Source organism: Intrasporangium sp. (assembly GCF_036566125.1).
GTDB lineage: Bacteria > Actinomycetota > Actinomycetes > Actinomycetales > Dermatophilaceae > Intrasporangium.
Map to the genome: position 1 here is coordinate 1 of NZ_DATCWX010000016.1, position 11,619 is coordinate 11,619.

Genomic DNA, 11,619 nt, shown 5'->3' on the forward strand with positions numbered 1-11,619 from the left:
GCCGAGCCGTGTCGGCGGGTTGAACGTCCGAGCCATGTCGAAGCCGATCATCGAGCCCGGGCCCCCTACGGCGATGACGACAACGAGGACCACGAGCAACCACAACGGTGCCTTCCCCGGCCAGAGCAGCACCGCCGCCCAGGAGGCCACGCCCGCCACGACGATCCACATGACGAGGGTGCTTCGCGAGAAGGGGTAGCGCATGACCAGGGTCCCGACGAGCGGACCAGTCGCCATCGACGTGGCGGTCATGGTCATGAGCAGGATGCTTGCGGTCCGTGCGCTGAGGCCCTGTCCCGAGACGAGGAAGGGGAACCCCCAGAGCATCGTGAACATGTTGGCGGCGAACTGCGACGTGAAGTGGCTCCACAGCCCGAGCCGCGTGCCGGGGACCAGCCAGGCCTGCTTCAGGGTGCGCCCGAGCGCTCGCAGCCGCAGCTCGTCGCGGTGGTGGTCGGCGTAGGGGCTGTCCTTGACGATGACGACGAGCAGGATGCCGGTGATGACCCCGAGCGAGGCGGCCACGGCGTACGAGGGCGTCCAGCCGAACGTCGTCAGCGCAGCAGCCAACGGGCCGGCCGCCGCGAGCGCCCCCAGCTGCCCGAGCAGGCCCGTCAGCTGGGTCACCATCGGGGTCCGGCGCGGTGAGAACCAGAGCGCAACCAGCCGGAGCACCGAGATGAACACCATCGCGTCGCCCATGCCGAGCAGCACGCGGCACGCCAGGGCAGCCGGGTACGAGTCGACGAACGCGAAGACGAGCTGCGCCGCCGTCATGAGCGTCAGGCCGACGGCGAGCAGCCGCTTCGAGCCGAAGCGGTCGAGCAGCGCCCCGACCGGCAGCTGCATCGCGGCGTAGACGAAGACCTGGACGATGGTGAAGGTCGACAGCGCCGCGGAGCTGATGCCGAAGCGCTCCGCCGCCTGCAGTCCAGCCACGCCGAGCGAGGTGCGATGGAAGACCGCAAGGACGTAGACCGAGATGGCGGCCAGCCAGACCGCCCATGCCTTGCGCCCGTCGAGGGCGAAGTCGAGGCTCATCTCTCCGTGCTGGACACCTTCGGCACGGAGTCAACGATCGCCTTGGCGACGGTCTTGCTCATGTCGGGGTGGAAGACGCTGGGAATGATGTAGTTCGGGTTGAGCTGCTCGTCCGTCACCACCGACGCGATGGCCTCTGCGGCCTTGATGAGCATCTCCGTCGTCACATCGCTTGCCTTGGCGTCGAGCAGGCCACGGAACACCCCGGGGAAGGCGAGCACGTTGTTGATCTGGTTCGGGTAGTCGCTGCGACCGGACGCGACGACGGTGGCGTGCTTGGTCGCCTCGTGGATGTCCACCTCCGGGTCGGGGTTGGCCAGGGCGAAGACGATCCGCTGCTGCGCCATCTCGTCGATCCACGCCGGGTCGAGGATGCGCGGCGCGCTGACCCCGATGAACACATCGGCCCCCTGCAGCCCGTCGCGCAGCGAGCCGGAGATGCCGCGAGGGTTGGTCTGCTCCGCCAGCGACCGCCACGCGGGCGTGAGCCGGTCGTCCTCGCGGTGCAGCAGGCCGATCCGGTCGTAGACCGTGACGTCGTGCGCGCCGGCTGCCAGCAGCAGCTGCACGATCGCCGACCCGGCGGCCCCGCCACCGGAGACGACGATCCGGGCGTCGGGCAGCTTCTTGTCGATGACGCGCAGCGCGTTGGTCAGGGCGGCGAGCACGACGATGGCGGTGCCGTGCTGGTCGTCGTGGAACACGGGGATGTCGAGGCGCTCGCGCAGCCGGCGCTCGACCTCGAAGCACTTCGGGGCGGCGATGTCCTCGAGGTTGATGCCACCGAACCCGGGTGCGATGAGCTCGACGGTGCGGACGATCTCGTCGACGTCGGTCGTGTCGAGGCAGATCGGCCAGGCGTCGATGCCGGCGAACCGCTTGAACAGGGCCGCCTTGCCCTCCATGACGGGCAGCGCCGCCTTGGGCCCGATGTCGCCCAGACCGAGCACCGCGGTCCCGTCGGTGACGACGGCCACCGAGTTGCCCTTGATGGTCAGGTGCCGGGCGTCCTCCGGCTGCTGCGCGATCGCCAGGCTGACCCGGCCGACACCGGGCGTGTAGGCCATTGCGAGGTCCTGCCGGTTGCGCAGGTTGACCTTCGGTTCGACGCTGATCTTGCCGCCGAGATGGAGCAGGAAGACACGGTCGGACACCTTGTGGACGCGGACGCCCTCGAGCGTCTCCACGGCCTCGACGAGCTCGGTCGCGTGCTCACCGTCAGCAGCCGACGCGGTGAGGTCGATGACGAGGGAGTCGGGGTGCGAGTCGACGACGTCCAGCGCGGTCGTGATACCGCCGCTCGCAGCCACCTTGGTGGCCAGCTCCCCGATGACCGCGGGGTCCGTCCCCGTGTGGAGTCGCATCGTGATCGAGTAGGACGCGGTGGTTGCTCGGGCACGTTGGATCGACTCAGTCACCCGCCCATGGTCCCACGAGCGGAAGTGAGGGTTGCTCGGGAAGCGAGCTCAGCGGCATACGACAATGAGCGTGTGACGACGACCGGGGGAGTGCACGTCGACCACCCGACGGGGCTGACCTCCGCCCAGGTGGCCGAGCGGGTCGCGCGTGGCCAGGTCAACGAGGTCGGCGAGCGGACGTCCCGGTCGATCGGGGAGATCGTCCGGGCCAACGTCCTGACCCGTTTCAACGCGATCCTCGGTGCGCTCTTCGTTCTCGTCATGACGACCGGGTCGTGGGCGGACGGGCTCTTCGGCATCGTCCTCGTCGTCAACTCGGCGATCGGGATCGTGCAGGAGTACCTCGCCAAGCGGAAACTCGACCGCCTCGCCCTGCTCAACGCGCCGACGACCAGAGTGGTCCGCGACGGGCAGACGGTGGTCATCCCCACTCGCGACGTCGTCCTCGACGACCTCATCGAGCTGCGCGCCGGCGACGAGGTACCCGCCGACGGCGTCCTGCTCACGTCGGAGGGGCTCGAGCTCGGGGAGGCGAACCTCACCGGCGAGTCCGACCCGGTCCACCACCCTGCCGGTGACGAGATCCTCTCGGGCACCAGCGTCGTGGCCGGTTCAGGGCGCTACCGTGCGAAGGCGATCGGTCCCGACGCCTATGTCAACCGGATCGCAGCCGAGGCGAGGAAGTTCACCCGCACGTACTCCGAGATCCAGTCGTCGATCAACACCCTGCTGCGCTACATCACCTGGGTCATCGCCTTCGCCCTGCCGCTGCAGATCTGGTCGCAGTGGCAGGTCGTCGGCGACCAGGGCTGGCAGAGCGTCGTGCTCCGCTCCGCGGCCGGTGTCGTCGGGCTCGTCCCCGAGGGCCTGGTGCTGCTCACATCGGTGGCCTTCCTCCTCGCCGCGGTCCAGCTGACGCGGGACCAGGTCCTCGTGCAACAGCTCCCCGCCGTCGAGGGGCTGGCCCGGGTCGACGTCGTCTGTCTCGACAAGACCGGCACGCTCACCGTCGGGGAGATTGCCTTCGACGACGTCAAGCCAGTCCGCGGCTCGGATCGAGATGAGGTCCGTTGTGCGCTAGGAGCGCTCGCGGACGACCCCAACGCAAACGGCACGTTGGCCGCGATCGGGGCGGCGCTCGCGACTCCCGGCTGGCACCGCACCGGCACCGTGCCGTTCAACTCCGAGCGCAAGTGGAGCGCGGCCTGTTTCGAGGAGCATGAGACCTGGGTGCTCGGGGCTCCGGAGGTCCTCCTCGCGGATGGCGACCCCCTGCGCGACGACGTCGCCGAGCTGGCGCGGCGCGGGCGACGCGTCATGCTCCTCTGCAGGAGCGCCGAGCACCTCGACGAGCCGGTCCTCCCGGAGGACCTCGCCCCGGCGGCGATCGTGACGCTGAGCGAGCAGATCCGGCCCGATGCCCGGGCGACGCTCGGCTACTTCGCAGAGCAGGGTGTGCGGATCAAGGTCATCTCGGGCGACAACCCGCAGACGGTGGCAGCGGTCGCCCGCGAGGTGGGGCTCGACGCGGGTGAACCGGTCGATGCCCGGACGCTGCCCGAAGACCTCGAGCAGCTGCGTGAGGTCGTGGCCCGGACCACGGTGTTCGGGCGCGTGTCACCCGAGCAGAAGCGGGCCTTCGTCCACGCGCTGCAAGCGGACGGGCACGTCGTCGCGATGACCGGCGACGGGGTCAACGACGCCCTCGCCCTCAAGGACGCCGACATCGGCGTCGCCATGGGCAACGGGGCACAGGCCACCAAGGCCGTCGCTGAGCTCGTCCTCCTCGACGGACGCTTCTCCCACCTGCCCAAGGTGCTGGGCGAGGGCCGACGGGTCATCGGCAACGTCGAGCGCGTGGCCAACCTGTTCGTCGCGAAGAACGCGATGAGCCTGCTCGCGATCGTCGCAGCCGCCCTGACCGCGCTGCCGTTCCCGTTCCTGCCTCGCCACTTGACGCTGGTGTCGACCCTGACCATCGGGATTCCGGCGTTCTTCCTGGCGCTGGGGCCCAACAAGCGTCGCTACCAGCCCGGGTTCCTCGGTCGGATCCTGCGGTTCGCCGTGCCTGCGGGGTTCATTGCCGGGCTCGCCGTCTTCGTGTCCTACGTCCTGGCCGGCCGGAGTTACGGCGTGCCCCCGGAGGAGTTCTCGACGCGATGTGAGATCGCCCAGCCCGGGGACGTGGGCGTCGACCTGGCCTGTATCCAACCGAGCACCGGGGCGACGATCACGCTCCTCGTCGTGTTCTTCTGGATCCTCGTCGTGTTGGCGCGCCCGTTCCGCTGGTGGAAGGCGGTCCTCATCGGCACCATGGCGGCGCTCGCCGTGCTCGCCTTCGTGCTCCCGATCGGCCACCAGTTCTTCGGCTTCAACGCTCCCGCCGAGCTCGTCTGGGCGTCGCTCGGCATTGGCGTCGTCGGGGCCGGGCTCATCGAGGTGCTGCACCGGTGGGCCGTCGGGCGTCGGTAGGATGGTCCCGGCAAAGGGCTCCGCGTGCCTGTTGGGCGGGAAGGTGCGCACCCATCTCGCGCACCTCTGGAGCCGCTCGTGTCACCCCTTGATTCCTACCGGAGGCTGTTCGGCCTGACCGGACCCGTCTACGTCGTCGTCGCCTTCGTCGCCCGGCTGCCGCTCGCCATGAGCCAGCTCGGCACCCTGCTTCTCGTGGCGGGCACGACCGGAAGCTACGGTGCGGGTGGTGCCGCGGCCGGTGCGCTCGCTATCGCCAATGCCGTTGGGGCGCCGTTCTGGGGTGCCTGGGCCGACCGGTTCGGCCAGCGACGCGTCGTCGCCCTCCAGTCGCTCGCCGGTGCCGCTGGGCTCGCCGCGCTGCTCCTCGTCGCCAACTCGTCGGCTCCCTGGGGCTGGTCAGCCGTCGCCAGCGGGCTGACCGGCCTCTTCCTGCCCCAGGTCGGCCCGCTGGCGCGCGTCCGCTGGCGCCCCATCACGTCGCGCTCCGGGAGCCAGCAGCCGCGGTTGGTGGAGACCGCGTTCTCCTACGAGGGAGCGGCAGACGAGGCCTCATTCGTCCTGGGGCCTGCCCTGGTGGGGCTGGGCGTCTCGCTGGCCAACCCGACCGTGGCCCTCGGGGTCGCGGCCGCCATTCTCGCGGCCTTCGGCACGTGGTTCGCCCTGCACGACACGGCCCGGCTCACGCACTCGGTGACCGGCCACGGACCGGCTTCCGGCGAGCGCCTGCTCACCGCTGCGCTGGTCGTGCTCTGCGTGAGCCAGTTCGTCATCGGGACGGTCTTCGGCTCGGTCCAGACCGGGACGTCGGTGCTTGCCACCGACGCCGGCGAGGCGGGGCTCACCGGCTATCTCCAGGCCCTGCTCGGCGTGGGCAGCGTGGTCGCGGGGCTCGGCATGGCGGCGCTCCCCCCGAGCTGGCCGCTGCCGAACCGGCTGCGGTGGTTCGCCCTGTCGCTCCTCGTGCTCGCGGCGCCGCTGCTGCTCGTGAGCTCGATCCCGACCCTCGTCCCCGTCCTGCTCGCCCTCGGCGTGTCCATCGCGCCCTACATGATCACGACGTTCACGCTCGGCGAGCGGATCACCCCACCATCACGGACCGGGGCCGCGATGACCCTGCTCGCTGCAGCGACCGGGCTCGGCTACGCCGTCGGAGCGGCCGTCGCCGGGCGCCTGGCCGACTGGGGCGGACACACGCCTGCCTACGCCGTGACCGTTGCTGCCGGCGCCCTGGCGGTGGCGATCAGCTGGACTGCCCGACGCACCCTGGCCCGATCGCTCGAGACCAAGCGCCCACGCGTCTCGCAGAGGGCGGCCGCGGATCCGGTCTGATGCTTCCGTGAGCAGGGGCAACGCGGCGGTATCAGGGGTGCCGGACTCACATCCTGCTCCGCAAGGCGGAGCAGGATGTGAGTCTCGCGGCGATCCCGCGGCCGCTCCCCCGGTCAGGCGCTCCCGCGCAGCTCGCGCTTGAGGATCTTGCCCGACGCGTTGCGGGGCAGCGTGTCGACGAAGGTGATCCGCTTGGGGATCTTGAAGGAGGCCAGGCTCCCGCGCACGTGCTCGACCAGATCCGCCTCAGTCACCTCGGCCTTGGGCACGACAAAGGCCGTCACGGCCTCGACCCACTTCTCGTCAGGTTCGCCGACGACCGCCACCTCGGCCACCGCCGGATGCGTGTAGAGCGCGTCCTCCACCTCGCGCGAGGCGACGAGCACCCCGCCGGTGTTGATGACGTCCTTGATCCGGTCGACGACGAAGATGAATCCCTCCTCGTCGATGCGGACGAGGTCACCCGAGTGGAACCAGCCTCCGGCAAAGGCCTCCTCGGTCGCCTTGGGGTCGTTCCAGTAGCCATCGCAGAGCTGCGGCGACCGGTAGACGATCTCGCCCGTCTCGCCCGGGGCGACGTCCTTCCCGTCGCCGTCGATGACCCTCGCCTCGACGAAGAGAATCGGCCGACCCGCGGAGTCCGGGCGGTCGGCATGCTCCTCGGGGCGCAGGACCGTCGCGAGCGGTGCGATCTCGGACTGGCCGAAGCAGTTGTAGAAGCCGAGCGCCGGTGCCTTGGCCTGGATCCGCTTCAGCACCGGCACCGGCATGATCGAGGCGCCGTAGTAGGCCTTGACGAGGCCGCCGAGGCCGCGCGTCTCGAAGTCGGCGTGGTTGGCCATCGCGACCCAGAGCGTCGGCGCCGCGAAGAAGGCGCGGTGGCCGTCCTGCTCGATCCGCCGGAGGACCTCCGCCGCGTCGGGGACCTCGAGGATGGTGTTCGTCGCGCCTACGGCGAGCCAGGGCACGAGGAAGACGTGCATCTGCGCCGAGTGGTAGAGCGGCATGACATGCAGCGGGTTGTCCTCAGCCGCGAGGTCGAGCGCGACGATGCACGAGACGTACTCGTGGACGAGAGCCCGGTGGCTCATGATCGCCGCCTTGGGCCGCGACGTCGTCCCCGAGGTGTAGAGGAACTGCGCGGTGTCGGTGTCGCTCACCTCGACATCGATCGTCGGCATGTCTCCGGAGAGCGCCACCTCGATGAGGGACACGTCGGCGTCGCGGAGCGCGATGCGATGCTCGAGCTGGTCGAGGGCCTCCGGGTCGAGGAGGTCGATGTGCGTCGCCAGCGCCGGGTCGTGGAGGATCGCCCGGCTCCCGGACTGGGTGACGAGGTAGCTGAGCTCCGGCCCCGTCAGGTTGTAGTTGAGCGGGACGTGGACGAGCCCGGCGCGGGCGCAGGCGAGGAACCCGACGAGGTAGGCGTCCGAGTTCTTGCCGTAGGCCGCCACCCGGTCACCCTTGGTCAGGCCGAGGTCGAGCAGATGGGCCGCGGCGCGCGTGACGGCGTCGTCGAGGGCGGCGTAGCTGAGGGTTCGCTCGCCGAAGATGACGGCCGGTCGATCCCGGAACGTCTTGGCGCTGCGGCGGATGATGCCGTCGACGGTGCTGCTGCGCGTCATGAGCGACATGGGTTCTCCTTGCTCGTTCTGGGTGGTCTGTCTGCGCGCGGGTCCACTCGGGTCCAAGCCCGTCAGCGCGTCACGAAGCGCTCGATCCGCTCCTGGGCTTCCGGAGAGGTCACGGCCGAGGCGATGGTCTCGACCTCGTCCGCCGCGCTCTCGGCCCGGGTGGCCTCCCACGAGGACCGGATCAGCCTCTTGGCGCCGGCGAGGGCGCCCACGGCAGCATCCGCCAACGACTCGCTCACCGCGAACGCCTCGCGGGTCACCGTCTCATCCGCGACGACGCGCGTGACCAGACCCCACTGTGCCGCCTCGTCCGCGCTGAGGACCCGCCCGGTCATGGCGAAGTCAAGCGCGCGCTGCTGGCCGATGGCCCGCGGCAGGAGGTACGAGACACCGCAATCGGGGGTGAGGCCAATCCCCGGATAGGCCATGGTGAAGCGGGTCGAGTGCGCCGCGACGACCACGTCGGCGTTGAGCAGGAAGGCGAGCCCGGCGCCCGCCACGCTCCCGTGGACGGCCACGACGACAGGGAGGGCGAGCTCGGACAGCCGACGGATCTCGGCTTCGAGTGTCGCCGCGAGGTCGCGCAGGTAGGCGCGTGGGTCGTCTGCGGCTACGAACGAGCGCACATCGCCCCCGGCGCAGAAGCGCGCGCCGGCACCGACGAGCAGCACGGCACCGATGTCACCGCGTTCGGCGGCTGCCGCGACCGTGTCGAGCGCCACACCCAGGGAATGGGCCGCGGGCAGGTCAAAGGCGTTGGAGGCCTCCGGCCGGTCAAGCACGACGTGGCCGACGCGGCCCAGCTGCTCGTAACGCACGCCACGCGGTTCGATGTCACCGTGCTCCGGACCCGCCATGTCAGCCTCCCGCTGTTGCCTCGTCGCCTCCGCCGATGCTAGGACGGCCCGCATGGGTGGACCCATGAGGGTCCGACTCGTGGAACCCGAGCTATCGGGGCAGGCGCGTCCATCGCCGAGCACGTGACCGTCGCGCTCGGCGAGGACGACGCACGTATGCCGCTGGGCTTGCTCCCGCTCGAACCAGCCGGCCGCGCCCTGCCGCCACTCCGGATCAGGTCACGTCGAAGCGGTCCAGGTTCATCACCTTGTCCCACGCCGCGACGAAGTCCTTGACGAACTTCTCCTGCGCGTCGTCGCTGCCGTAGAACTCCGCGATCGCCCGAAGCTGGGAGTGCGAGCCGAAGACCAGGTCGACGGCAGTGGCGCTCCACCTCACCTCGCCCGTCGCGCGGTCACGGCCGTCGTAGACGTGCTCCGTCGTCTCCGAGGTCCTCCACTCCGTGCCCATGTCGAGCAGGTTGACGAAGAAGTCGTTCGTCAACGTTCCCGAGCGATCGGTGAGAACGCCGTAGGACGTCCCGCCGACGTTGGCGCCCAGCGCGCGCATCCCGCCGATGAGCACGGTCATCTCCGGCGCCGTCAGGTGCAGCACGTTGGCCCGGTCGAGCAGCAGGGTCTCCGGCGGCAGCTTCTCGCCCGCCCGCAGGTAGCTGCGGAAGCCGTCGGCCTTCGGCTCGAGGACCGAGAACGACTCGACGTCGGTCTGCTCCTGAGACGCGTCTGTCCGCCCGGGCGTGAACGGGACCGTGAGGTCGTGGCCGGCGTTCCGTGCCGCCTGCTCCACTGCGGCGCAGCCGCCGAGGACGATGAGGTCGGCGAGCGAGACCTTCTTCCCGGCAGTCTGTGAGTCGTTGAACTCGCCCTGGACCCGCTCCAGGGTCTCGAGGACGGTGGCCAGCTCGGCGGGCTGGTTGACCTCCCAGTTGCGCTGCGGCTCCAGCCGGATCCGGGCCCCGTTGGCCCCACCTCGCATGTCCGTGCCTCGGTAGCTCGCCGCCGCCGCCCACGCGGTCAACACGAGCTGCTGCGTCGAGAGGCCCGACTGGAGCAGCGTGGTCTTCAGTGCGGCCACGTCGTCGGCGGAGACCAGCTCGTGGTCCACCGCGGGCACCGGGTCCTGCCAGGGCTGCGGCTCCGGGACCCACGGACCGAGGTAGCGGGACACGGGGCCCATGTCTCGGTGCAGCAGCTTGTACCAGGCCTTGGCGAACGCCAGCCGGAACTCGTCGGGGTGCTCGAGGAAGCGGCGCGAGATCCTCTCGTACTCCGGATCCGTCCGGAGCGCGATGTCCGACGTGAGCATCCGCGGCTCGCGTCGCGGCGCCCCCTCGAAGGCGCCGGGCACCATGTCCGAGCCGGCGCCGTGCTTCGGCCGCCACTGCTTCGCCCCGGCCGGCGACTCCATGAGCTCCCAGTCATAGGCGAAGAGGATGTGGAAGAACTCGTTGTCCCACCGGGTGGGGTGGTAGGTCCACGTCACCTCGAGGCCCGAGGTGATCGTGTCCTTTCCCATCCCGGTTTCATAGGTTGACTTCCAGCCGAGGCCCATCTGCTCGATCGGTGCGGCCTCCGGCTCGGGTCCCACGTGGTCAGCCGGCCCGGCACCGTGTGTCTTGCCGAAGGTGTGGCCGCCGGCGATGAGGGCGAGGGTCTCCTCGTCGTTCATCGCCATCCGCCGGAAGGTCTCCCGGATGTCGCGCGCGGAGGCGAGTGGGTCCGGATTGCCATTCGGTCCCTCGGGATTGACGTAGATCAGGCCCATCTGCACGGCGCCGAAGGGCCCGGTGAGCTCCCGGTCGCCGGTGTAGCGCTCGTCCCCGAGCCAGGTGTCCTCGGGTCCCCAGAAGACCTCCTCCGGCTCCCAGATGTCCTCCCGGCCGAAGCCGAAGCCGAACGTCGTGAACCCCATCGACTCAAGAGCGCAGTTGCCTGCGAAGACGATCAGATCGGCCCAAGAGATGGCGTCGCCGTACTTCTTCTTGACCGGCCAGAGCAGGCGCCTGGCCTTGTCGAGGCTGACGTTGTCCGGCCAGCTGTTGAGCGGGGCGTAGCGCTGGGCGCCGTCACCCGCACCGCCGCGGCCGTCCTCGATCCGGTACGTCCCCGCGGCGTGCCAGCTCATCCGGATGAAGAGCGGCCCGTAGTGCCCGTAGTCGGCCGGCCACCAGTCCTGCGAGGTCGTCATCACGTCGAAGACGTCCTGCTTCAGGGCCTCGACGTCGAGCCGCTTGAACGCCTCCCGGTAGTCGAAGTCCTCGTCCAACGGGTTCGAGTCTGGGGCGTGCTGGTGGAGGACCTGCAGGTTGAGCTGGTTGGGCCACCAGTCCTGGTTCGTCCGGGGCCGACGAGCCTTCGGAGTCGGGGCCTCGATGACCGGGTTTTCGCTCTCGCTGCCGTGCTCGGACACGTCGATCGCCTCCTGTGGTCGGACTCGCTGCTGGTCTCGGGCGGCCTCGTCGGGCCTCGGCGCCAGATTCAGTCTGCTCCCACCCCGCGAAGGGCAGCAAGGACAAGAGGCCCGCTGCGCGGGACCAGTCGGCCCACACGACTCCAGATGTCCGTATGCCGCTGGGCTGGCTCTGGGCGCCACTGGGACGCCCCTGCCGGGTGCGTTCAGTACCCCGCCGGTTCGCGACCAAGCCGGCGATGATCGGGCCGATGCCCTGCCCGCCCATGAGTCCGGTGCCTAGCAGGCCAAACGCGAGGCCGCGTCGGCCATTGGGGAACCGCGGCCACGAAAGCCTGCCGTCCGCCGAGCTGGTGGGCCATTCCTGCGCTGGCCAGCATGAAGCACAATCCGGTCATCGCGAGGGATGGATGGAGTGCGAGGGGCAGGAGCGGGAGACCGACCAGGCCGAACAG

The 11,619-nt window shown here is 70.0% G+C and carries 7 protein-coding genes; 2 read left to right on the forward strand and 5 right to left on the reverse strand.

All coding sequences use genetic code 11. The features are described from left to right. On the reverse strand, window positions 1-1,041 hold a 1,041-nt coding region (locus VIR15_RS01030; RefSeq protein ID WP_331925610.1), incomplete at its 3' end, for an MFS transporter. Next, a complete protein-coding gene (locus tag VIR15_RS01035; RefSeq protein ID WP_414654883.1) occupies window positions 1,038-2,405 on the reverse strand; it encodes an NAD-dependent malic enzyme in 1,368 nt (455 codons plus the stop codon). The genes VIR15_RS01035 and VIR15_RS01030, both read right to left, overlap by 4 nt. 126 nt (window positions 2,406-2,531) lie before the next feature. Here VIR15_RS01035 and VIR15_RS01040 point away from each other — a divergent pair, with 126 nt between their 5' ends. Together VIR15_RS01040 and VIR15_RS01045 are read left to right on the forward strand one after the other, a co-directional pair. Further along, window positions 2,532-4,931, forward strand: coding sequence for an HAD-IC family P-type ATPase (locus tag VIR15_RS01040; protein ID WP_331925612.1), 2,400 nt, complete (start codon window positions 2,532-2,534; stop codon window positions 4,929-4,931). 78 nt (window positions 4,932-5,009) lie between these two features. Continuing rightward, window positions 5,010-6,263 (forward strand): MFS transporter, encoded by a 1,254-nt coding sequence (locus tag VIR15_RS01045; RefSeq protein WP_331925613.1) that lies wholly within the window; start codon window positions 5,010-5,012, stop codon window positions 6,261-6,263. Between the two features lie 113 nt (window positions 6,264-6,376). Here VIR15_RS01045 and VIR15_RS01050 read toward each other — a convergent pair whose 3' ends face one another. The 3 genes from VIR15_RS01050 to katG form a co-directional block, all read right to left on the reverse strand. After that, complete coding sequence (locus VIR15_RS01050) at window positions 6,377-7,897, reverse strand: fatty acyl-CoA synthetase (protein ID WP_331925614.1); 1,521 nt, start codon at window positions 7,895-7,897, stop codon at window positions 6,377-6,379. Between the two features lie 62 nt (window positions 7,898-7,959). Further along, on the reverse strand, window positions 7,960-8,754 hold the full coding sequence (locus VIR15_RS01055) for an enoyl-CoA hydratase/isomerase family protein (protein WP_331925615.1): 795 nt from the start codon (window positions 8,752-8,754) through the stop codon (window positions 7,960-7,962). A 214-nt stretch (window positions 8,755-8,968) separates the two neighbouring features. Then, the gene (katG, locus tag VIR15_RS01060; protein WP_414654882.1) at window positions 8,969-11,164 is read right to left on the reverse strand and encodes a catalase/peroxidase HPI; all 2,196 of its coding nucleotides are present in this window, start codon (window positions 11,162-11,164) and stop codon (window positions 8,969-8,971) included. Between the last annotated feature and the right edge of the window lie 455 nt (window positions 11,165-11,619).